Source organism: Halorussus lipolyticus (assembly GCF_029338375.1).
In the GTDB taxonomy this organism is placed as follows: Archaea; Halobacteriota; Halobacteria; order Halobacteriales; family Haladaptataceae; genus Halorussus; species Halorussus lipolyticus.
The window spans coordinates 3,014,409-3,037,129 of the sequence record NZ_CP119804.1; the positions used below are offsets into that span (position 1 = coordinate 3,014,409).

General features: G+C 65.3%; 21 protein-coding genes. 7 read left to right on the forward strand and 14 right to left on the reverse strand.

The annotated features are described in order from the left end of the window. Window positions 1-452: 452 nt before the first annotated feature. Window positions 453-2,279, reverse strand: coding sequence for a UvrD-helicase domain-containing protein (locus P2T57_RS15115; protein WP_276300041.1), 1,827 nt, complete (start codon window positions 2,277-2,279; stop codon window positions 453-455). A 121-nt stretch (window positions 2,280-2,400) separates the two neighbouring features. Further along, window positions 2,401-2,562 carry a DUF7563 family protein gene (locus P2T57_RS20375; RefSeq protein WP_420028503.1) on the reverse strand — a complete coding sequence of 54 codons (162 nt, stop codon included), beginning with the start codon at window positions 2,560-2,562 and terminating at the stop codon, window positions 2,401-2,403. A gap of 202 nt (window positions 2,563-2,764) precedes the next feature. Between P2T57_RS20375 and P2T57_RS15120 the strand changes: the two genes are divergently transcribed. Beyond that, window positions 2,765-3,655, forward strand: a complete 891-nt coding sequence (locus P2T57_RS15120; protein WP_276300042.1) for a DMT family transporter — start codon at window positions 2,765-2,767, stop codon at window positions 3,653-3,655. Window positions 3,656-3,666: 11 nt separating this feature from the next. Here P2T57_RS15120 and P2T57_RS15125 read toward each other — a convergent pair whose 3' ends face one another. The 7 genes from P2T57_RS15125 to P2T57_RS15155 form a co-directional block, all read right to left on the reverse strand. After that, complete coding sequence (locus P2T57_RS15125; RefSeq protein ID WP_276300043.1) at window positions 3,667-3,795, reverse strand: transporter; 129 nt, start codon at window positions 3,793-3,795, stop codon at window positions 3,667-3,669. A 127-nt stretch (window positions 3,796-3,922) separates the two neighbouring features. Beyond that, window positions 3,923-4,099 carry an HVO_0416 family zinc finger protein gene (locus tag P2T57_RS15130; protein ID WP_276300044.1) on the reverse strand — a complete coding sequence of 59 codons (177 nt, stop codon included), beginning with the start codon at window positions 4,097-4,099 and terminating at the stop codon, window positions 3,923-3,925. Window positions 4,100-4,265: 166 nt separating this feature from the next. Further along, window positions 4,266-4,934: an NADPH-dependent F420 reductase gene (npdG, locus tag P2T57_RS15135; protein ID WP_276300045.1), complete on the reverse strand. Its 669-nt coding sequence runs from the start codon at window positions 4,932-4,934 to the stop codon at window positions 4,266-4,268. 426 nt (window positions 4,935-5,360) lie between these two features. Next, on the reverse strand, window positions 5,361-5,723 hold the full coding sequence (locus P2T57_RS15140) for a hypothetical protein (RefSeq protein ID WP_276300046.1): 363 nt from the start codon (window positions 5,721-5,723) through the stop codon (window positions 5,361-5,363). Between the two features lie 31 nt (window positions 5,724-5,754). Beyond that, window positions 5,755-6,651 (reverse strand): TIGR01548 family HAD-type hydrolase, encoded by an 897-nt coding sequence (locus tag P2T57_RS15145; protein WP_276300047.1) that lies wholly within the window; start codon window positions 6,649-6,651, stop codon window positions 5,755-5,757. A 39-nt stretch (window positions 6,652-6,690) separates the two neighbouring features. Then, entirely contained in the window at window positions 6,691-7,482 is a 792-nt protein-coding gene (locus P2T57_RS15150) for a formate/nitrite transporter family protein (protein ID WP_276300048.1), read from the reverse strand. Window positions 7,483-7,554: 72 nt separating this feature from the next. Further along, window positions 7,555-7,944: a UPF0146 family protein gene (locus P2T57_RS15155; RefSeq protein ID WP_276300049.1), complete on the reverse strand. Its 390-nt coding sequence runs from the start codon at window positions 7,942-7,944 to the stop codon at window positions 7,555-7,557. Between the two features lie 39 nt (window positions 7,945-7,983). On the opposite strand from P2T57_RS15155, the gene P2T57_RS15160 reads away from it, so the two are divergent. After that, complete coding sequence (locus P2T57_RS15160) at window positions 7,984-8,505, forward strand: archaemetzincin family Zn-dependent metalloprotease (RefSeq protein WP_276300050.1); 522 nt, start codon at window positions 7,984-7,986, stop codon at window positions 8,503-8,505. Window positions 8,506-8,570: 65 nt separating this feature from the next. On the opposite strand, the gene P2T57_RS15165 is transcribed toward P2T57_RS15160, so the two are convergent. After that, window positions 8,571-9,947 carry a hypothetical protein gene (locus P2T57_RS15165; RefSeq protein WP_276300051.1) on the reverse strand — a complete coding sequence of 459 codons (1,377 nt, stop codon included), beginning with the start codon at window positions 9,945-9,947 and terminating at the stop codon, window positions 8,571-8,573. Window positions 9,948-10,343: 396 nt separating this feature from the next. Between P2T57_RS15165 and P2T57_RS15170 the strand changes: the two genes are divergently transcribed. Beyond that, window positions 10,344-11,555 (forward strand): glycosyltransferase family 2 protein, encoded by a 1,212-nt coding sequence (locus P2T57_RS15170; RefSeq protein ID WP_276300052.1) that lies wholly within the window; start codon window positions 10,344-10,346, stop codon window positions 11,553-11,555. Between the two features lie 34 nt (window positions 11,556-11,589). On the opposite strand, the gene P2T57_RS15175 is transcribed toward P2T57_RS15170, so the two are convergent. Beyond that, window positions 11,590-12,408, reverse strand: coding sequence for a CPBP family intramembrane glutamic endopeptidase (locus tag P2T57_RS15175; RefSeq protein WP_276300053.1), 819 nt, complete (start codon window positions 12,406-12,408; stop codon window positions 11,590-11,592). An 87-nt stretch (window positions 12,409-12,495) separates the two neighbouring features. On the opposite strand from P2T57_RS15175, the gene P2T57_RS15180 reads away from it, so the two are divergent. Beyond that, complete coding sequence (locus P2T57_RS15180; RefSeq protein WP_276300054.1) at window positions 12,496-12,936, forward strand: DUF1616 domain-containing protein; 441 nt, start codon at window positions 12,496-12,498, stop codon at window positions 12,934-12,936. 6 nt (window positions 12,937-12,942) lie between these two features. Here the strand turns inward: P2T57_RS15180 and P2T57_RS15185 are convergent, their stop codons facing one another. Together P2T57_RS15185 and P2T57_RS15190 are read right to left on the reverse strand one after the other, a co-directional pair. Then, window positions 12,943-13,974, reverse strand: a complete 1,032-nt coding sequence (locus tag P2T57_RS15185; RefSeq protein WP_276300055.1) for a glycosyltransferase family 4 protein — start codon at window positions 13,972-13,974, stop codon at window positions 12,943-12,945. Then, complete coding sequence (locus P2T57_RS15190; protein WP_276300056.1) at window positions 13,971-15,320, reverse strand: sulfatase-like hydrolase/transferase; 1,350 nt, start codon at window positions 15,318-15,320, stop codon at window positions 13,971-13,973. The genes P2T57_RS15185 and P2T57_RS15190 overlap by 4 nt, the downstream gene beginning before the upstream one ends. A 200-nt stretch (window positions 15,321-15,520) precedes the next feature. On the opposite strand from P2T57_RS15190, the gene P2T57_RS15195 reads away from it, so the two are divergent. From P2T57_RS15195 to P2T57_RS15205, 3 genes are read left to right on the forward strand one after another with little or no spacing between them, the layout of a single operon-like run. Next, window positions 15,521-17,092: a flippase gene (locus P2T57_RS15195; protein WP_276300057.1), complete on the forward strand. Its 1,572-nt coding sequence runs from the start codon at window positions 15,521-15,523 to the stop codon at window positions 17,090-17,092. Window positions 17,093-17,112: 20 nt separating this feature from the next. Beyond that, window positions 17,113-18,216, forward strand: a complete 1,104-nt coding sequence (locus tag P2T57_RS15200) for a glycosyltransferase family 4 protein (protein ID WP_276300058.1) — start codon at window positions 17,113-17,115, stop codon at window positions 18,214-18,216. Beyond that, window positions 18,213-19,133: an alkaline phosphatase family protein gene (locus tag P2T57_RS15205; RefSeq protein ID WP_276300059.1), complete on the forward strand. Its 921-nt coding sequence runs from the start codon at window positions 18,213-18,215 to the stop codon at window positions 19,131-19,133. The genes P2T57_RS15200 and P2T57_RS15205 overlap by 4 nt, the downstream gene beginning before the upstream one ends. A gap of 96 nt (window positions 19,134-19,229) precedes the next feature. Here the strand turns inward: P2T57_RS15205 and P2T57_RS15210 are convergent, their stop codons facing one another. Continuing rightward, a complete protein-coding gene (locus P2T57_RS15210; RefSeq protein ID WP_276300060.1) occupies window positions 19,230-22,700 on the reverse strand; it encodes a DUF2206 domain-containing protein in 3,471 nt (1,156 codons plus the stop codon). Between the last annotated feature and the right edge of the window lie 21 nt (window positions 22,701-22,721).

The following is a 22,721-nucleotide window of genomic DNA, read 5'->3' on the forward strand; positions in this document are numbered from 1 at the left end:
TGCCGAGAATTTCCGTTCTGCTGACCGGGAGTATCCTGACCGGGAGTTATTCAGCAGAGCTAGCTTCAGGCTTGAGCAACGCCGTCTACCGCACTACTCTGCCCCGCACCGCAACCGCGGGCCACACCCTCCCCAGCCGACTGTGTTGCTCGTCGCTTCGCTCCTGCGCTACTCATCCACCGGCAGACAAACCGCGTCTGCCGAGCAGTCGGTCGTCGTCCGAGAGCGACGCTCTCGTGATCACGAAAATCTTCGATTTTCGAACGACTACGCTCCCGACGACCTCGCGCGGTTCGGCGCGGCGAACGAGCCGCCGGCGGACAAACCGCGTCCGCCGAGCCGTCGGTCGCTTCGCTCCCGACGACGCCGCGCCAGCGCGCGCCGGAGGAGTTAGTAAAGTCGTAGAAACGAGACGAAAGTTCGAGAGAAGCGAGAGCTATACTGGCCGAAATCTACTGCGCGGGCGGTTCTTCGACTTCTTCCAGCGCCTCGGCGACGCCCTTGCCGTTCGGTTCGTTGTAGAGCAGAACGTCGATGGGTAGGGTCGGCGCACCGCCCACGAGGTTCTCCATGACGACGAGGCGCTCTCGGGCGCGGGACATTCCGACGTAGAAGACCCGGCGCTCGTTGTCGGTCAGGGTCGGCACGGGGTCGGTCGTGGCGGTGAACTCCTCGCCTTCGACCGGTCCGTCAACGGTGGCGGCCATCTGCTCGACCACCTTCTCGGTCAGGTCGGTGGCGACGAACACGTGGTCGGCCTCACGACCCTTCGCGGAGTGGATGGTGCCGATGCGAACGCGGTCAGCCTCCATGCCCTCGTAGTCGCCGCCGAAGTAGGCCCGCATCGAGTTCTTCTGGAAACTGGTGACTTTCCGCACCATGTCCGCGGCGGAGGCCGGGCCGGGCATGAACGGCGCGAAGTCGGTCACGAAGTCGTGTTCGACCTCGATTTCGGCGAGGTCGTCGGTGTCGGCGTCCTCCTTGCGCTCGTCGATGGCGTCGAACAGGTCGTCTCGCTCGTTGGTGCCGAACGCCGAGTCCTGAAGCATGTCGGCGAGGCGACGGGCCTGCAGGGCGGTAATCGGCTCCTCGGAATCGACCTTCTCGACCGCATCGACGTACTGCTGGAGGCGGTCGGTCCACATCCGCTGGTCGGTCAGACACTTGAACGGGATGCCCTCGTCGATGAACTCGTCGATGAACCGGAACATCTGGTAGCGCGCCCGGAACAGCAACATCAGGGTGCCGTCGTGTTCCTCGATGGTGTACCGGACGTTCCGGACGAGTTCGAGCATCGAGGGGCTATCGACCTGTTCGACCTTCCCGCCCTGTTTGCGCGGCGAGAGGTTCTTCTCTTGGCGCTCGTCGATGTGCTGGACCTCCTGCTGGACGACGCGCAGAATCTCGGAGGGGAGTCGGTGCGAGGTGTCGAGAATCACGTCGTTGCCGGTCTCCTCGAGCAGGAGTTTGGGGTCCGCACCCTGCCACGCGTAGACCACTTGGTCGTCGTCGCCCGCGATGAGGACCTCCTCCATGTGGGGCTTCCACTCCTCGTAGACGTCGTACTGGAGGCTGGTGATGTCCTGAAACTCGTCGATGACCAGATACTCGACGTTGGGCAGGAGCGACCGCTGTTGGACTCGTTCGAGCATGTCGGCGAAGCCGACCAAATCGTGTTCGCCCTTGTAGTTTCGCCACCCGCGGATGGCCTCGGGCACGTCGAGTCGGTCGTCGTCGCTGGGCCACGTCGGCGTGTACTTGTTACCCTCTTGGGCGTTCGGGTCGATGTCCGGCGGGAGACGGACCTCCTCGTCGTTCCACTGGAAGGGCACGTCGTACCAGTCCGAAACGTCTCTGCTGGTGCGCTGAAGCCACTGACTCGTGGCGATAATCTTGTTGCCGAGCGTGGTCGAGCGAGCAGTCCGGCGACCCGCGCCGCTGTACTCGTCTTCGAACTCGATGCCGAAGTCCTCGCAGAACTCCTTCTTGTCGGACTCGCCCACCACGTCGTTGCGCGAGAGGTCCAGCAGTTCGTAGGCCTTCGCGTGCATCGTGCAGACCGACCCCTGAAGCGACCGGGGGTTGAGGTCCCGGCGCTCGGCCAGACGCTCTCGAACCTCGTTCGCCGCCGCTCGGGTGTACGAGACCAACAGAATATCGTTGACGCCGACGCCGTCCTTGTCGAGGAGACCCTCTACTCGGTCGAGCAGTTCGGTGGTCTTCCCACTTCCCGGCCCACCGAACAGACGGGTCACTTGTTCGTCCGTGTCTTGGCTCATTACACCAACCCCATGGCCCCCGCACTCATAAAACGATGTGAATTAGATTGACGGGACTCCTCGCCGGAGTCGTTGCTGTCGGGCAAGCGGGAATTAGCGGAGAATCGGCCTGTTCGGCGCGCTACGAGGTGTTTCGGGGGGACCGGGCTTCGCGGACCTCACTGCCGTCTCGGATTTTGTCTTCGCACTCGGGGCAGACGCGCGGGTCCTCTACTTCGCGGGGCGTGAAGACTCGGGCGTAAGCGTCCGTCACGAACGAACCGCAGTTTTGGCATTCGGGCATTTCTCTTGTGCCACTACGGAAATCTTACACTATATTTCTATCGACACCGGAACGGACTCCTCCGACTGACGATACAACTGTTCTGCATCCCGAAATCGGGTTGAAGGCAGTATAAGCAGTAATTTTATAATTATATTTACGAGAGTCGTCGCAGGTTGTCACGACCGCGGCGAATAAGGGTGCGTAGGCCACAGTACCCACGATGGCACCTGCTCTCGACGTGTTGGCGTTCGCGCTCCTGCCGGCCCTCCTGTGGGGGTTCGCCCCCATCGTCTCCAAGCGAGGGATGGCCGCCGGCGGGACCTCCGCGCAGGCGTCGCTGGTCGTCGTCCTCGTGGACTCCGCAATCTACTGGACCGCGCTCTTTCTGCTCAAGGACGGGAATCCCCTCGCTGGCCTCTCGCCGTGGACGCTCGGGGTCTTCGCGTTCGCCGGACTCGTCGGGACCTCGCTCGGCAGACTGGCGGTGTTCACCGGGGTCGATAGGGTCGGCGCGAGCGTCAACAGCGCGGGGGTCAGCACCCGACCGCTGTTCGCCACCGGCCTCGCCGTGGTCTGGTTAGGCGAGGACGTAACCCTTGCGACCGTTTTGGGCATCCTCGTGTTGGTCGCTGGCCTCGTGGTCCTCGCGCTGGCGAAGGGCGGCGACATCTCGGGGTGGGAACGCCGGGACCTGCTGTTTCCGGTCGCGGCGGCCTGCGCGTTCGCGGTCGGCAACGTCGTCCGGAAGTTCGGTCTCGACACGACGCCCGCCACGACCTTGCAGGCGGTCACGGTCAACGAAACCGCCGCGCTCGTCGGTCTGGCGGGGTACGCCATCGCCGCGAATCGGCGGGACGTGTTCGACATGCCGCGGCGGACCTACGGCTACTTTGCGATTTCGGGGACCATCACGGCCGTCGCGCTCCTCTCGCTGTTCGAGGCCTTCTCCCGCGGGCCAGTCGCCATCGTGGACCCCCTCGCGGGCACCGCGCCGCTCTTTACGACGATTTTCGCGGCGGTCCTGCTGAAGGACTTAGAGAACGTCACTCGCGGCGTCGTCGCGGGCGCGGCGCTCATCGTCGTCGGTGCGGGAGTCATCACCGCGCTCTGACTCGCCGAACGCTATCCCAAAAATCGCATGACGACGCCGATGGCAATCGTGAGGACGCCGAGAATCGTCGCAACTGGCGGAATCGGGACGAACAGCAACACCACCCCGGCGAGGATGACGTAGGTCGAGAGTCGGACCATACCCTACGGAGGACCCGGAATCGGAAACCAGTTGGTCCGGGTTGCCGGTCCGTCGTCGCCGAAAAAAGCTCCAATCGGGTAGTCGTCTTCCGGTACACGCTCCTGCGCCGAGGAGGGGCGACCGAAACTACGGTCGCCAACCGCAGACGGTACACTCGCTCGCAGACGTCTCGTGAAGTCCGCCGCACTCTGGACACTGTTTCTTGTTATAGTCCTCCTGCCAGCCCACGGTTTCGGTTTCGTGGCCACGCTCGGACAGGAACTCGTCGAAAAGGTCGTCGTCGCCAGTCGGTGCGGTCGCCATACATGGTATGGTAATGCACACCACCCTTATAACCGTGTTGGTCTAACAGGCAGGTTATACCGATATGGAAACTCCTGATTTCTCACGTGCCAGAACCTGTCCCACGGAGTAGGACCGTCCTAACTGCCTGACGAACGCCGGAAAATCGGGGTCGGTCAGTCGGTCGCTACTCGAATTTCACGCCCACGTCGTGCATCCCCTTGTTCTCCATGGCGATGTTGATGAGGAGCGGCGTCATGCTCTCGACTTCGGCGGCGTTGGCGATGCCGCCGGCCTTCAGCGCCCGCAGGCCCTCGATTTGGTCGGCCAGTTGGCGTACCGTCTCCACCGCGTCCTCGTCGTCGCCGACCACGAGCGTATCGAGGTCCAACTCCACGTCGAGGTTGGCGAGTCGGTCGGCCGACAGGTTGTGGAAGGCCCCGACGACCGGGACCTCCTCGGGTGCTGTATCGGCGACGAGTTTCGTCACGCTCCCGGCCTTCGGGGGTTTGTAGTGGAACCCCTCGTCGTCGCGGTCCATCCCGACCGCCGGGGAGACCAACACGTCGGCCTCCTCGATGCGGTCGGCGACCGCTTCCACCGTGTCGCGGGCGTGGAAGGCGGGCACCGCCAGCACCACCACGTCGGCCCGGTCGGCCGCCATCTCGTTGGCGAAGCCGTTGATTTCGCGTTCGACGCCGACGCTATCGAGTTCGGTCTCGTACTCGTCGGCCTTCTGTCGGGCTTTCTCGGGGTCGCGGGACCCGATGATGACTTCGTGGTCGGTGTCTCGCGCCCACCGGAGCGCGAGGGCCTGTCCGATGTCGCCGGTTCCGCCGAGGAGTGCGATTCGCATACCCCCTACTCCGGGCGGGCGGAAAGTAAGGTTTCCTGACTCCGGCAATACGCGGTGTTACGGATTGGAATTGTGTACCTTTCTTTAGGACAACTTTTTATTTTCTTTAGAATTGTATAGTTATTGGGGTGGATAGCGCCGGGACAGACGACCGCCGAGAAATCCGAGTCGAAGGTTTCGAAAGCCCCCGCGCGGTTCGCGGTCACGCGAGCGGAGCGAGTGTGACCTCGGAGGACGCGGTTTGTCCTCCGGCGGTCGTTCAGCAGGATATTCAGCGCGCGCAGAACTGCGCGCGCTGAATAGTGGCCGTGCTGAAGCGACTAAACTGCACGCGAACCCCGCGGCCCCTTTCAGTCCCACCCGGCAGATGGTCGGCCGGGCGCTCGCTGGCGGTGGGCCATCACCGCACTCTCGCCTCCGCGACCGCTACGATTCCCGACTCGTCAGCTTCGCCCACCCGCCGAGGTACGCCAGCCACGCGCCGAACGCGACCCCTGCCAGCGTGAACGCGGTTTGGAGGACCGAGGCCGACCCCAGACCGACCGCGAACGCCACCGCGCGCCACGCCATCGAGACGGCGAGGACGCCGCCGAGGAGAAGCAAATACCGACGCCACCACGGACTGACCGACTGCTGGCCGTACAGGTAGAGCGCCGCGAGCGCCATCAGAAACGTCGGAGCGGCGTAGAGCAACTGCGTGAGGGGGTCGGGCGGGGAGAGAACCGCACCGAGGAGAAACGAGACGACGAGCGCGTCCGTCGCCACGTCCCCGAGTCTGGACCAATCCATACCCTCACCCACCGACAGCGACGACAAAAAGCTACTCCAGCAGGTCGGGCAGGTCGTTCACCGAGTCGAGGACCGCATCTGCGTCCACTTCTTCGTACTTCCGTCTGCCCTCCTCGCCGGTCAGGCCGCCGGTCAGCACGCCGACGCCGAAGTAGTCCCGAGTAGGGTCGGCCTCCTCGGCGTTGTGGGCGGTCTTCACGTCGTCGAGCGTGTCACCCACGAAGACCACCGAGTCCGCGTCGAATCGCTCGGCGAGCGTCGTCAGCGCGTGGGGGTGTGGCTTGCCCTCGTCCCAGTCGTCCATCGTGAAGCGCCGGTCCTCGGGCACGCTGAGGCCCGCCCGGCGCTGGGCGATGTCGGCCTCGTCTCGGGGCCGGCCAGTGACGACGCCGAGGGGGTAGTCGCCGAGGAGGTCCAACGTCTCCGATTCCAGCAGGATTGGCTCGTCGTGGATGAACCCCGGCGCGTCGAGGTCCGGATTCGGCTCTCCGTCCTCGATGTCGGCGTACAGGTCGTCGCCGAGGTAGAGTTGCTGGAAGACCTCTCGGAGGTGTTCGGGGTCCCAGTCTGCTCTGGCGCGCTCGCTGGCCGACGCCGAGAGGGCCTCGTCCACGACGGCCTCGGCGGCGTCGAGTCCGTCGGCACCGCCGGTCTCCTCGCGCTCGGCCCGCCGGGCCGCGATTCGGTCGGTGAACGCCTCAACGTCAAGGTCCATGCCTTCCCGGCGCGCGAGGACGAACAGCGCGACGGCGTAGGTCACGTCCCAGTCGTTGTTGAACCCGCCAGCGTCTTTGAACAACTGGGTCGCCTCCTTCTCGATGGTGTCGCCGTGGACGCGCGCGACGGTCTCCACGACGGCGCGTCGGTAGGAGTCGGACTCGTCCACGACTACCCCGTCGATGTCCAGCACGACAGCGTCAACTTGCATGCGAGAGGGTAGTCAGGCGGAATTGAAGGGTCTTGCCCCTCACCGGTCCGAGTCGCGCGCTCCCTTCCACTGGGCGACGTGGGTCAGCGTCACGAGTCCGAGGCCGCCGACCAGATTCCCGGCCGTGACCACGCCGGTCGTGACCGCCAACTCGCCGAGACCGATGTTCGCGCCCAAGACCATGCCGAAGACGACGTGGAGCATCGTGACGATAACGTGGTCGAAGACGCCGAGCGTCAGCAGGACGCCGACGATGTAGGCCAACACGATGCGACTGGTGACGGTGTTGACCGCTTCGAGGAGGTACGACAACAGCGTGACCAGCGTGCCGCCGACGATGCCCTTGGCGAACTCGGCGCTGGTCTTCCGGTGGACGAACTCGTGGGCGAAGGTGACGAGCGCGTCGGTCGTTCCGGCCGGAAGTACGCCATCGACAGACAAGATGGCGATAAAGAGGACTCCTCCGGCGAGATTGAGCGCGAAGGTGACCGACCACAGGCGGACCAGTGGGCCGACCAGCCACGAGTCGTCGTCCTCGACGGCCTTCGCCACCGGGTCGAAGAAGTTCTCGCTGAACAGTTCGGTCCGACCCACGACGAGGAACACTAAGGCGGGACCGAAGGCGAGCGACCCCCCGATTTTGGCGATACCGTGACCGAACCGTGGTTCAACGAACGCTTCGACGATGCCGAGCGCGACGATACCGAAGACCACGGTGAACCCGGCGATGAAACTAGTCGAGACCAGTTCGAGCATCGACTGGTTCAGTCGGCGCTCGCCCTCCTCGATTGCTCGGTCGAAAATCTCGATGGGGTCGGGAGCGACGGCCACGTGGTTTCTGTAGATAGACGCGGCAAAAAGCCTCTTGGCGGGAACACTCGTCTGGTGACGAGGAGCGCGAAGCTACTCCCGCGCCACGAAAATCGTCTCGCCCGGAACCGTCTCCCGCTCCACCGGAATCGCTGGCTGGTCGCCACCTAAGGTCGTGAACAGAAAGGCGGCGTCCGCGCTCCGGGCGACTTCAAGCGCGGGGCGGTGGAGTTCCGGCGGGAGGTTCAGCGCGTAGAGAACGTCGGCGTCCCGGTAAATCTCGGGGTCGGGGTCGAGAACGTCGTCACGCTCGAAGTGGACCTCCTCGGGGACCTCGCGCTGATGAACGTCAGTCGCGGTGACAGCGGTGTCCTCGTCTGCCAGCGCGCCGGCCACGTCGGTTCGGTTGCCGATGCCCACCTCGACGGCAGTGTCGAAGACAGCGAGGCGGGCGACGACGGCTTGGCGAGTTCGGGAACGCACGGCGGGAAGTTTATGGGCCGCTCCCGCATAGTGTTTCCCATGCTCGTTGATGTCGTCCCGGTCGGAGACCTGCCCGCAAAAGTCAAGCGGCAGGCTTCGACCGCCCTGCGCTCCGTCTACGACTGCGACGTTACTATCCACGACTCCCAGCCGATTCCGTCCGGTTCACACGACGAGAAGCGCGACCAGTACCGCGCCGAGGAGTTCATCGAACTCGCGGGCCGCATCGGGTCGGGCGAGAAGAACATCGCCATCACGCCCAAAGACCTCTTTTATCGCCGCAGAAACTACGTCTTCGGACTCGCGTACCTCGACGGCAACGGCAGTGTCATCTCGACCTATCGGCTCCAGACCTCCAGCGACGGCGGGTTCTCGAACCGGAGCGCGGGCGAAATCTTCTCCGACCGGGTTCGCAAGGAGGTCGTCCACGAAATCGGCCACACGCTCGGCCTCGAACACTGCGACAACAAGCGGTGCGTGATGAACTTCTCGCCGACCGTCCGTGAGGTGGACGTGAAAGAGGAGAACCTCTGTGGGTCCTGCCAGCGGGAAGTTTTGTAGTTTCAGAACTGACTATCTAATTCTTTTAGAACGAATCTCATGCCCAAAAGACGAAGGAGTTACTTCTAACCCTTCACCCTGCGGTCCACTCTGCGCCACCGAACCCCCTCGATAGCCGCCCCGATTAGCGAGACCAGACCGAGGACCAGCCACGGCACTTGTTCGCCCATCCCAGTCGGGAGGACGTACTTCGAGATGGCGACCACGAAGCCCAGATACTGTTCGACCAGCGAGTCCGCCCCGCCGTCGGCGAGACCGGCTTCGGTCGCAGTCGGGTGGTCACGGCTTCCCTCGGCGAGTGCGCTGTCGTTCCACTCGGCGGGCAGGCGGTCGGCCTCGTAGGGCAGGTCGCCGGTTTCGACCGCCCAGACGATTTCGCCGTCCTCGCTGACTTCGACCACCCGGTCGTTGTACGAGTCGGTGACGAGCGTGTGGCCGTTCGCCAGTCGGTCGGCGTCCCGCGGCCAGTCGAGGGTCGCGCTCCCGCCGAACTCCCAGACGACTTCGTTGTCGGCGTTCAACTCGACCACGCGGTCGTGTTCGCTGTCGGCGACCAGCAGGTGGCCGTCGGCGAGTCGGTCGGGATTGTGCTGTTCGTAGAGAATATCCCCCTTCCCGGCGAACTGGTTCGGGCCGACGACGGGTTCGATCGTCACTGCCCGGTCGCTCGGTCCGGTGCCGTTCTCGACGTGGAGTTCGATTACGGTGTCGAAGTTCCGGAGGCTAACCTGAAACACGCCGGGTCGGAGGCGGTCGACGTCGTTCATGTGGGTCCAGTCGCTCTCCGGTCCCATCCGGTCGGGCATCTCGTAGGTGTCTGTGGCGTTCCACTGCCAGACGACCTCCTGCTGGCGGTTGACCGCGAACACCCGGTCGTTGCCCATGTCCACCAGCACCCAGCGGTCCGCGCGGGCGTCCGCGTCGGTTCCGTTTCCGTCTGCGGTCGCGTTTCCGGCGGGGACGGTGTAGTGGTCGGCGTCGTGCAGTTCGTGTTCGTGGAGTTCCGCGTCGTACCACGCGTACTCCCAGACGACCTCCTTCGTGGACTTGTTCAGAACCCGGAGGCTGTTCCGGACGCAGTTTTTGAACCCGTCGTTGCGGTAGCGGTCGGGGCACTCGGCGTCGGGAATCTCGTCGGCAGTCGATAGCTGGATTCGGTCGGGACCCAGCGCCTCCACGTCGAAGGCGTCGTCGGGTTTGCGGTACTCCCAGACCACATCACCCTCGGGTGTGACCTCCACGACGCCGCCCTCGTGTTTGTATCCTTGCAGAGCGACGAGTGTGTTGGCCTCGGGCGACTCGTCGGCGATGGTCACGCGAGGCCTCTCCGGGGCGGCCAGCACGCCGACGCTCGCAACCGCGAGGCACAGCACTGCGAGGAGTGCGAACAGTTTGGCTCGGCGCTCGGACCCGGTTCCGAGCCAGTCGGGGAGACGTGTCACTACTCGGGGTTATGCGGTCGCTGACGAAAATCGTTCGGTTCTGGAATGGACGATGCACGTGCCTGAGTGCGACTGCAACGTCGAACTCGACGGCGAGTCAGTTTCTACGACGAGGAGCGAATCGAGGTCGTTCGCTACGACGGTGCTATTTCCTCCGAATCGCCGTGGCCTAATTGTTTCAATTTTACCCTTACATACTTGATAGTATTTATCGGGAGCGGTAGGTTTAAATACTCAAATACTACCATACTGTGATAATACGGAATGATGGAATTTGGAGAGGAAGTTTAATAATACTAATATTTTGAGAATGACTAATAACGGGGCGCAACTGGGTTCGAAGTCCGCCGAGCCTCGGCAAAACCACGAGACTGCGGCGAGGTAGCAGACAGAAACATGAGTGAACAGATACGAGCGAGCAGAACCGAGGAGCGCCCCGCGGGCGACGCGGCCGACTTCTTGGTGACGCCGGACAGCGACCGTCGGCCGACTCTCAGCATCGTCATGCCCACGCTGAACGAGGAGGTCGGCGTCCGCGAGTGTATCGACCAGATAGAGAATGCACTGGCGGAACTCGAAATTCCGGGCGAAATCATCGTCAGCGATAGCTCCGACGACCGAACGCCGGAAATCGCGGCGGAGTACGGCGCGCACGTCGTCGAACCCGACGGGATGGGATACGGATACGCCTACAAGTACGCCTTCGAAAGAGCGCGGGGCGACTACGTGGTCATCGGCGACGCCGACACGACCTACGACTTCGCGAAGTTACCGAAACTCCTCGCCCCGGTCCGGGAGGGTGACGCCGACATGGTGATGGGGAGTCGCCTCGCGGGTGAAATCCGGCCCGGCGCGATGCCCTCGCTCCACCAGTACGTCGGCAACCCCCTGCTCACCAAGTTCCTCAACGTCTTCTACAGCGCGGGCGTCTCGGACGCTCACAGCGGATTCCGGGTCATCGACAGCGACGTGCTGGACCGACTTGACCTCCGGAGCGACGGGATGGAGTTCGCCAGCGAGATGATAATGGAGGCCAGCGCGCAGGGGTTCACCATCGAGGAGGTCCCCATCACCTACCACCCCCGCGAGGGTGAGGCCACCCTCGATAGCTTCCGCGACGGGTGGCGACACGTCAAGTTCATGCTCATCAACGCGCCGAGTCACCTCTTTTCGATTCCCGGCCTCGTCTTCTCGGTGCTGGGCGTGGTGACGATGGCAGTCGCGCTGTTCGACGTGCAAATCGGGTCCGCCTCGCCGGGCATCAACACCATGATTGCCGGGAGTCTGCTGACCATCGTCGGCTTCCAGATTACGACGCTGGCGGTGTTCAGTTCCATCGCGGCCGACCCCATCCAGCGCCCCAGCGACTCGATTACCGGCCTGATACGCAACCACTTCAAACTCGAACACGGCGCGACGCTGGGTCTCGTCCTCTACGGCCTCGGGACCATTTACGTGACCTTCGTCGTCGCTCGGTGGGCGACCGGCGGGTTCGACACGGCCCCGTTCGCCGTCCGGAGCATGGTCGCGTTCACCGCCATCGTGCTGGGGACCCAGACCATCTTCAGTTCGTTCTTCTTCAGCATGCTCGCCCAGTCGAAAGACTAACTCTGTATTTCTTTCCCACGTCTCTATATTGCTCTCACGGCGTCGGAAACAGCGGCCCGTAGAGCGGCACGATTGCGAACAGGAACACGTTCGCCGTCCCGTGGATGGTCGTCGGCACCAGCAGGCTATCGGTGGCCTCGTAGGTCAGACTGAACAGGACTCCCAGCAGGGTCACGAATCCGATAGTCGTCGGCGAGGGGTACGCCGAGTGCATCGCGCCGAACAGCAGGTTGGTCACGACCACGCCGGGCCAGAGGCCGAGTCGGTCGCTCAGGGTGGGTTGGACGAGGCCGCGAAAGATTAGCTCCTCGCCGAGCGCGACGAACCCGAACATGACCGCACCGACGAGGACCAGATTCGTCGGCGTCAGCGAGGTCACCAGCGCGGTCGGTTTCAGCAGTCCGTACTCGACTTGCCCGGCGATAGCGCCCGCGACGACGCTCGGCGGGAGGAGCGCGATTCCCCGCCGGAAGTTCCACCGCAGGTCCGGCGTGTCCCCGGCGACGGCGAGGACGTAGATGCTGGGGAACAGCGACCCGTACACCAGCGGCAACCAGTAGAGCGTCACTTCCACGAACACCGGCATGCCGAGGTTCACCAGTCGAAACAGCGGGACGAGAATGAACGACCGGGCCGCGAAGGCGTCGTCGTCGCTCACCAGCGGCGCGACCAGACACGCGAACAGCGCGACCAAGTGGCCCCAGAGCGCGAACCCGACGTGATTCGTGTAGAGCAACCACTCGCCGAGTCCGGTCGCCGCGACAGCGAACGCGAGGGGAGACGACAGCAGATTTATTACTGGCTGTTTCCACGATTTCGTACGAACGTCTCCGAGCATGTCGTCCCCTGACATCGACCACCGACGTGGCACATCTCCGCACACGGGTCGGATAGTAGTTTCTGTCTCTCCCCGCTCGTCAGGGGTCGCCGGGTGACCGCCGTGGACGACCGGACTCGCCGCTTTCTGACGTGGCTCCTCGCACTGACGCTGGTGGCGTCGGTGGTCGGGACGCTGGCTATCGCCGTCTCGCCGCCGAACCCGACCGAATCCTACACCGAGTTCTACGTCCTCGACGACGACGGCGACGCCGAGGGCTATCCGACGAACCTGACCGTCGGCCAGAGCGGCCGGGTCATCGTCGGCATCTCGAACCACGAACACCGCGACCAGACCTACACCGTCACGCTCGTCCTCGGCGACCGGACCCTCGAATCCCGGACTCTCACGGTCCAAAACGAGCGAACTTCGGACTTCAGGGTCTCGTTCTCCGCCGAGGAACCGGGCCGCGAGCGCCTCCACTTCCGACTCTACCGGGGCGAGGACGCCTCCGGCGAACCCTACCGAAAACTCCGACTCTGGCTGAACGTCTCGGCGTCGTAGCGACGCTTACCGGTTCACTACGTCCCGATAAACGCGCTCGGTTTCGGCCGCGGCGTCGGCCCACGAGAACTCCCGAGCGCGCTCGGCGGCGGTTCGGCCCAACTCCCGGCGGGCCGCCTCGTCGTCCAGCAGTCGCCGAATCTCGGCGACGTGAGCGTCCACGTCGGTCGGGTCGGCTAGCACCGCGGCGTCGCCGGCAACCTCCGGAACGGCGTAGGCGTCCGAGGTCACGACCGCACACCCGCCAGCCATCGCTTCGAGGACGGGCAGGCCGAACCCCTCGTGGTGAGTCGGGAAGTAGAACACGTCTGCGCGGTGGTAGAGGTCGATTAACTCGGCCTCGGGGACGTAGCCCCGGACCTCGACGTTCTCCTCGCGGAGTCGGTCGGGGACCTTTTCGTCCCACCCGCCACCGGCGAGGACGAATCGCGCGTCAAGGCGGCTCGCGGTTTCGAGGACGGCCTCGGGGTTCTTGCGCTTCGACGCCAGACTGGCGTGGAAGACGAATGGCTCGGGGCCTTCGTCGGGCGATTCGGAGTCCGACGAATCGTCCCCCGCGGACTGCGTTTCCCCCGAATCGGCGCGCGCCGATTCGGCGAAATACTCGTCAGTCACGCCGTGGCGGACGACCTCGGTGTGTTCGATTGGAAGCGCCCGCTCGACGCTCTCGGAGATGGCGACGATGCGGTCGGCCTGCCCGAACAGCCATCGCTGAGTCCGGCGGTTGAGACCGTAGAGGACCGGTCTCGCGGTCAGTTCCGCCCGGTCGATGAAATAGAGGTCGTCGGTCGAAATCACGACCGGCGTGTCCGACCGCAGGATGCGCAGGAGGGTGGCGATTTCCCCGCCCAGCAGGGCGTCGGTGGTGAAGAAGTTGACCTCGAACAGGTGAACTACGTCGGCGTCTCTCCAGTCGGCGACCGCCTCCACGCCCCGGTTTTCGAGTTCCCGCTTCAGGTTGCCCATATAGATGTGTTCGGAGGCCCGAGCGTCGGTCAGGGTGAAGAAGTTGACCGTCAGATTTTCCGTGCCGGTCATGCGTACCCGAGATGCTCCAGTCGGTCGGCGATTTCGTCGGTGACTTCTCCGCCCGCCTCGCCGGCGTGGTCGCCGCGGGACTCCCGGAGGGCCTCGACGCGCTCTCGCAGGTCGTCGGCCCGGTCGGGTATCTCCTCGTCCGTCTCCGGGTCGAAGGCGCGTTCGCCGTCTTTGTCCACCCGGAAAGCGGCGTCGTCGGTCATGAGGAGGTAGTGGGGGTCGTCCCACGACGCCGGAATCTTGGCGGCGAGACCGGTCGCGTCGGGCGAGTAGTGGCCGCACCCCGAACTCTCGGCGTACACCTCGCGGTCGGTCAGGTCGTCCTCGAACAGATTCCGTCCTCGCACGTCGTCGGGCACGTCCACCCCGGCGGTTTCGAGGAGCGTCCGATGCACGTCCAACAGACTCGTGACCTCGGTGGTGGTCCCCGCCGGCACCTCGTTACCGATGGCGACTGCGGGCACTCGGACCAACTCGTCGTAGACGCCGTACTCGTGGCCGCGCAGGTCGTGTTCGCCGAACAGTTCGCCGTGGTCCGAGACCACGAACAGCATGTCCCAATCAACGTCTGCGAGCAGGTTCGGCAGTTCGTCGTCCAGATACCGGGCCGCGCCGCGGTAGGACTCCCACTGGCGGGCGTGTTCGTCGTCGGTCACGGGATTTTCGCGGAGCGTCAACTCGTAGGGCGGGACGTTGAGGGGTTCGCAGTCGGCGTACTCGCCGGGCGGGTCGTAGGGGTAGTGACACGCCATCAGGTTGGCGAACAGGAACTGGTCGTCCGCTGGCGCGACCTGCTTCATCGCGTCGAAGGCCCAACTCACGTCGTTGGTGGCCTCGTTCACCGGCGCGGAGCGATACATCTCGACGGCGGTCCGGAGCGTCGGCAGGAGGTCGGCGTCGCTGTGCAGAATCTCCCACGCGGCCCGCAGGTTCCGGAACCGACTCCCGTCGAGGCGAGAGAATAGCGCCTCCCAGTCGAAATCGCTCCGGTCGGCCTCGGGCCGGTCTTCGAGCGCGGGACCGCGGTGGAGCGTCTCGAACCCCCGGTCGAAGTCGAAGAAGGAATCGATGTGGATGTTGTTACTCAGTGCGACCGTATCGTAGCCCTCGCCCGCCAGTCGCTCGGCCAGCGTCCGGCGCGACGTGGTGAGGTGGCGACTCCGCGCGCCGACGCCGACCTCCGAGGGGTACAGTCCGGTGAACAGCGAGGCGTGGGCCGGGACGGTCCACCGAGAGGTCGAGTAGGTCCGCTCGAAGGTGTGGTCGGCCAGCGACGACAGGTCGCCCATCACGTCGTCGTACACGTCGTACCGGAGGGTGTCCAGCACGACCAGCCCTAGATTCATCGTGTCCGTGGTGTGTTGGGTCGGGTTATAGATTTTTAGATTTCCACGAGTGGGAAAAACGACGCTCTCGTTCGACTCTGCTCGGCGTTCTGTGGATGCAAGCAGGTTTCGTTTCACGACGTGAATCGGCAAACACATTACAGAGCAGGGACCTGTCCCGGACGTGTCCGGACGAACGACCGAGGGAGTCGCTCGAAACCATGACTGACGACGGGAGCGAGGTTGACGACGGAAGTGACGGCAACGTAACCGACTCGCTCGCCACGGTCGTCTCCGGCGGCGCGCTGGTGTCGGGGAGCAAGTTCGTGGCGCTCGGGTTCGGCTTTCTGACGCAGGTCGCCATGGCCCGCTTGCTGACCGAGGCCGCCTACGGCGACGTGGTGCTGTCGCTGACCGTCGTCAACATGGCGACGCTAGTGGCCACGCTCGGGATGGACGACGGCGTGATGCGGGAGTTCCCCCACCACGAGGAGACGCCCGCGAAGGCCCGCGGGGTCGTCCGGTCGTCGCTGACGGTGGGGACTGTCACCGGTCTCCTCGCTGGCGGGGCCGTGTTCGTCCTCGCGCCGACCATCGCTGAGCGGGCCTTCCACGACCCGTCGCTGGCGGGCCTGCTCCGGGTCGCGGCGCTCGGGGTCCCGTTCTCGGTGCTGGGGAGCATCGCGGTGTCGCTGGCCCGCGGATCGAGAGACGCTCGCGCTCACGCCTTCGTCAACCAACTGTTCCGGCCCGCGGTCCGGTTCGGCCTGATTGCGGGACTCGTTATCGCCGGGGCCGGCGCGACCGGTGCAGTTGCTGGTCAGACCGCGGCCGTCGTCCTCGCGGGTCTCGGGGCGCTCTGGTTCGCCCGGCGGGCGCTCCCCGCCTTTGAGGCCGAACCGACCGCGATGTACCGGTCGGTGCTGGTGTTCTCGCTCCCGCTGGCGCTGTCGCAGGGGATGGGCTTTCTGGTGTCGAACGTGGACATCTACATGCTGGGCTACTTCGGGTCGAAGGCGGGCATCGGCGCGTACAACATCGCCTTCCAGTTGAGCAACCTCTTTACCGCGATTCTGGCGACTGTCGGTTTCCTCCTCCCGCCGGTCCTGACCAGACTTCACGACCGGGGCAAGCACGACGAGATGCGCCGGACCTATCAGGTCATGACCAAGTGGATGGTGGTCGGGGGCGTTCCCCTGTTCGTCGTCCTGTTCGGGTTCCCCGAGACGGTCATCGGCCTCGCGTTCGGCGACGGCTATCGGGACGGTGCGACCGCGCTCCGGATACTGGCGGTCGGCAACTTTCTGGCCATCCTGCTGGGACTCAATACCCAGTCGCTGGTCGGTCTCGGCGCGAACCACGTCATCAACTACGTCCTCGTCGCCCAGACCGCGGTGAACGTCACACTCAACTACCTCCTCATCCCGACCCACGGCATCGTGGGCGCGGCGGTTGCGTCCGCCGTCGCGGTCTTCGTGAGCGACGTTCTCGGGAGCGCGGTGCTGTACTCCCGGTTCGGCGTCCACCCGTTCACTCGGCGGGCCTTCCGCCCGGCGACGTGGACGCTCGGGGTCGGGGCCGCCGTCGCCGTCGCCTTCGGGTTCTCGATTCCCGCCGGTGCAGTGGCCGCCGTGGTCGCCTTCCCGGTCGCAGTCCTCGGTGCGGTCGAACCGCAAGACGCGCTCCTCGTCGAGGAGTTAGAGGACCGGTCGGGCATCGCACTCGGTCCCCTGCGCCGACTGGTTCGGGCCGCGGGCGACGACCCCTCGACCGTGATAAAAAGCTTGAAATGAGCGAGTGTGGAGATGAAATTATGAGCCAATCGCGCCGCGTCGGGTGGGTGTACCCCGCGTTCGGCCACTCGGCCCACGACGACGAGGACGCCTCCTACGGCCACCCGGCCCATCGAGGGTTCGCCGACGCGGTGGACGCCGACCCCCTGCTCTTTTCGCCGGTTTCGGTCGGCCCGCTTTCGGGCACGCTGGTCGAGGACGTCCTCGCGGCGAGTCGGTCGTCCTTCCCGGAGCGCGACGTCTACGTGCTGGAGAACGCCGACGCGGTTTACGCCAGTCCCGTCATCAAGCGGGCGTTTCCCGATGCGACCGTGGTTCTGCTGGCGGCCCACAACGTCTTCGGCCTCGAAAGCTACGACTTCGACGCCGACCTCCTGCCCAAGGCGCTGGTCCGGAAGACCGACCGCTATCTCGACGCCAAACTCGTCCGGGCGCTGGTCCGCCGGTACGTCGATGGCGTCCTCGCGGTGTCGGAGTTCGTCGCCGACCACGTTCGGTCGTTCGCTCCTCGGACGCCGGTCCGGCCGGTCCACCCTTACGTCCAACCCGAGGTTGCCGACCGATTGGACGACGCGAGCGCCGACCTCGGCGCGAACCGGGCCATCACGGTCTGCGAGGCCCGCGACCACAAAGGGGTCGATATGCTGGTCGAGGCGTGGCCCGCAGTCCGCCGGCAGGTCCCCGACGCCACGCTCCACGTCGTCGGGGTCGGCCATCCCGACGAGTACGAGGAGACGCCCGGCGTCGAGGTCCACGGGTTCGTTGAGGACCTAACCGCGGAACTCACAGCATCGTCGCTGTACGTCCACCCCGCGCGAGTCGATGCCTTCGGCGTCACCGTGACCGAGGCGATGCGGGCCGGGGTGGTCCCGATGGTGACCGAGACGACCGGTTCCTTCCCGCTCGTCGCCGACGTTTCCGACGAGTTGGTGGTCGAACCGACCCCCGAAGCCATCGCTGAGGGCGTCGTGGAATTCTTCTCGCGGTCGGCGGGGGAACGCGAGGCCCTGTCCGAGACGGCGCGGGACCTCGCCGACCCCTTCGTGGCCGACGTACAGCGCGAGGCGTTCGTGGACTCGTTCCGCGACGTTTTGGGCGCGGTCGAACGGGGTGAGTCGGCGTGATTCCCGACCCGCGTCCGCACCTCTCGAATCTGGCCGAACACGCCGACCGGGCCGGTCTCGCGGGCGTTCGGGAGTTTTTCGCCAAACTCTGGCTTCGGAAACGCGGGTTCCATCCGGGCCGGTCCATCTACGACGAGGAGTGGGACGTGCTGGTGGTCTTGGACGCCTGCCGGACCGACCTGATGCGCGAAGTCGCCGACGACTACCCGGTCCTCGGCGAGGTCGGCACCTTCGACTCGCTGGGAAGCCACAGCCAAGAGTGGATGGCAGAGAACTTCGGCGACGACCGCCGGGCCGACACCCGCCGGACCGCCTACGTCACCGCAAACCCCTTCTCCGAGAAAATGCTCGATTCGGCCTCGTTCGCGCTCTTGGACGAGGTGTGGCGCTACGGGTGGGACGACGAGTTAGGGACGGTCCCTCCTCGGCCGGTCACCGACCGCGCTATCTCGGTGGCCCGCGAACGGGCACCCGACCGCCTCGTGGTCCACTACATGCAACCCCACGTTCCGTTCGTCGCCGACGGCCAATCGGGCGACCTCACGCCCTCGTCGTTCGGCGGCGGCCAGCGGTTCGACTCGACGTGGACCGACCTCCAGACCGGCGCGGCCGACCGCGAGGAGGTCTGGGAAAGCTATCGCGCCAATCTCGAACACGTCCTGAGCGAGGTCGAACTCCTCGCCGAAAGCATCGACGCCGAGCGGTTGGTGGTGACCGCCGACCACGGCAACGCGCTGGGCGAGCGAGGCATCTACGAACACCCCGCCGGCGTCCCGCTCCCGTGTCTCCGGCGGGTTCCGTGGTGCGTGACCTCTGCCGAGGACACCGGCGAGTACGACCCCGACACGCACCGCGAGGAGGCCGACGACGGGAACGACCTGACCGACCGATTGGCGGCGCTCGGTTACGCCGATTGACCGCCACTGCGCTCCGAGTTTCGGACCGCACGGGCGACGTTTGGAATCCCATACAATTGTGTAGAAAATAATTTTGTTGCTTAGGAAATTCTATTACTATCTCGGACTGCCGAGTTCGTCACGGCCCGCGACGAACTCGGCCGCGAACTGCTGGCCGGTCGGCAGTCGCGTGTCCGTCGGCGGCCCGGTTGTCTGGGGCGTCTCCTTCGTCGGCGACACCTGTTCGGACGACACCCCTACGGACCCCGCGCCGGACTTGGACTCCCGGAGGTCGTCGGTGTCGTTTTCGGCCGACTTGATTGTCACGTTGCCGATTTTGGCGTCAGACCGGTTCACGTAGTCGGTGAACTCCGTGAGGTTGGTGACGTTGGTCGGGTCGGGGCGCTGGAAGCCGAAGGCCTCCTCGGTTGCCCGGTCCGTCGAGCGGTAGATGTACGTCTCGCCGGTCGTGTAGACGACGTGCGACCGGTCGGTCACCGGGTCGAGGTACTGGAGCGACTTCCAGTAGTACATCGAATCGACCAGCATCACCCCGGTATCGGTGTTATGGTCGAGGACCAGCACCAGCGACCTGCTAGCGGTGCCGTTGGTCGCGTACCACATCGACCGATAGACCGTCTTCTTGGGGTAGTAGCTGAGTTGCCCCACGAGTGGTCCTCGATAGAAGTCCACTTGCGCCCACGCCTTGAAGTCGCCGTAGGCGTGCTCGCTCCGGTTGCGGTGGGAGAACAGCCACGCGTGGGACTGGATGTTACAGTCGACACAGCCCTTCGCCTTGAGTTGGACTTGGACCTCCTCGCTGTCCTCGAGTTGTTGCTGAGTGATGACGTTGCTCGGCGCGTAGTCGTGGGTGACCAGCACCGTGGCGACCCCCGAGTTCAGCAGGAGGAAGGCGCACAGAATCACCGAGAGGAGGGATAGCTCGGTCCGGAACCCGCCGAACGCCCGGTCGAAGTCGAGGGCCAGCGCCTTTCGGACCGCGCCGCGAGGGTCACGGTCGGCCACCCGACCGAGAATTCGCCGGGTCGTCAGTCCGGCCTCCACCATGGTCCCGAGGCCGTAGACCGCGAACACGGCGGTAAACGTGAACACTATCATCATGATGCGGGCGACGTTGAACCCGACGACGAAGAACGACGCGCCGAGCATCGACATGAATCCGACAGCGAGCGCCAGAAACTCGTCGTCCACGTCTACCGAGTCTTTCCGGAAGACTCGCGCGAACATCGTCGTGGCGAGGCCGATGCCCATCAGCGCGCCGATGAGGATGTACAACTGTCGGGAGATGGCGACCGAGGTCGAACCGTACTGCTTGCTGACCGCGGACCCGGCCGTCCCGCTCGCGCTGGCCTCGAAGAACCGGTTCACCACTCCGATTATCTTCCGGGGCAGTACCGCGAACTTCTCGCCGCCCGTGGTGTAGAAGTACCACTCGATGACGAAGACCACGTAGAACGCGACGAACGACGGCGAGAGGAGGCGCGGCGTGAGGTCGTCCACCAGCGCGTTGAGGTCCACGTCGCGGACTCGCGCCGAGAACGACCCCCGAGAGAGGGGTATCCGAACCCGGTCTATCACGCCCAACAGCAGGTAGACGACGAACGCGGTCCCGAACGCGACCATGGCGACGTAGGCGGTTCCGTAGTGCGACACCGCCAGTCCCATCCCGAACACGATGGCGAGGACGCGCTTGCGGAACAGGTCGATGTCGCCGTCGCTCAGTACCAACCCCTCCAGCGCGAGGAAGAAAACCGGCGTGGCGACCCGCCCCGCGATGCTGTAGAGGACGTAGAACGGGAACGAGAACATGAACAGCGACACCGACGCGAACGCCGCCCGGTCGCCGACCTGTTCGCGGTAGCCCTCGAACAGGATGACCGGCAGGAATACGACCAACAGCGGGTTCACCGTCGAGGTGGCGGCCCCGAGTTTCAGACCGGTCAGCATGGCGTAGGTCGGAAACAGGACGCCGTTGGGCAGGACCGACGCCTCGCTCGGTTTCCAGACGCCGGTGTCGAGAGTGTGGGCCGCCCCGGACGGCCCGCCGATGCCCGCCCCGAACAGACTGTTGTGGTAGAGGAGCGCCGCGGCGACCACGGTGACCGCCAGCGGAACCCACCGCTTGGGCAGTCGCTCAGAGGCGTTCAGTACCGGGAACACCGACACCAGTATCAGCACCACCAGCAACAGCGAGTTGTTCCCGGTCGCGTTCTGGAAGGTGATGCCGAACACGCTCAGGAAGGGCACGAGGACCAGCGCCAGCGGGGCGGGCGAGAACGCCCCCTGAAGCGGCACGCGGACCGGACGCTCGTCTCTGCGGGCCAGTATCACCGCACAGAGGAGAAACATCGTGATGGTCAGCGACCCGGCCATCGACCCCGCCCGGAGCGGCGCGTCGATGCCGACCATGGGATACAGGAGGCTGATGATGGCCCCGACGCCGAGTATCACGACCGCACTCAGACCGACGACGTAGACCACCAACCGGGGGAATCGGTTCTCGTCTAAGTCCATCAGGAGCGCGACCGGAATGCCGGGGACGAACAGCGCGTATATCCCGGCGAGTATCGGCCGGACGAGCGGAATCGGCGGGTCCCCGACCACCAGACCGACCAGTGCGATTTGTACCACAACTATCGCTGTGACGACCGCGGGGCGACTCGCTCGGAGTCCCTCGTCGGGGTCGTAGGAGACCGGCGGGGGGTCGCCCGGCTTTCGCGGCCCGCCGAGGAGGTCCCCGAGCGCGGCGAGTCGCCCGCTCCGTCGGACGTACCCGCTGGTCAAGCCCCCGCCGGACGACTCCGCGCTCGACTCGTCGCCGAACATCTCTCGGGCGTCGGCGGTCTCGGTCTCGTCGTCGGACTCGGCCTCGCCGACCGCTGGCAGTCCCTCGGCGAGTTCCCGATAGCCGGGGGCGACCCCCTCGAAGATGTCCCGGCGACCGCCGCGTTCGTCCGGCACGCGGACCAGCACGTCGGGACTGCACCCCAGTTCTCGGGGCACCGATTCGAGACGGTCCACTGCGCCGTGGTCGGTCCACGTGACGACGACCCCGGCCACGTCGGCGTCGAACTTCGACAGGAACTCGGCGGTTCGCCGGGTGGCCGCCAGCGCGGGCCGGTCTGTCGTCGTCACCAGCACCGCGTGGTCGGCCGCCGAGAGCGGCGTCGTAGCGGTTCGAGCATTCGAACTCGTGTCGAGCAGAACCACGTCGAAGCTCTCCCGGAGGCTATCGATGACCCGCCCGAGTTGGTCGGGGTCCGGGTCGGTCTCGGCGAACCGTTCGAGACCGGGGTCACCGAGGACCGCCCTGAACCCGCCGGCCTCGACGATTGCGTCCTCGACCGTCGCTCGCCCGGCCAGCACGTCGTGGAGCGTGGTCTCGGCCGAGATGCCGAGGTGGCCGCCGAGGCCCGACATGTCGATGTCGCAGTCCACGACGACGACCTCGTTGCCCTGCTCGGCCAGCGCCATCGCCAACTCGACCGTCGCGGTGGTCTTGCCCGCGCCACCCTTGCCAGTAGCGACTGCGAGGACCGTCCCGCTGGAGGCAGAGTGGTCGGTCATGAGTGGGCCAGACCGGTAGTC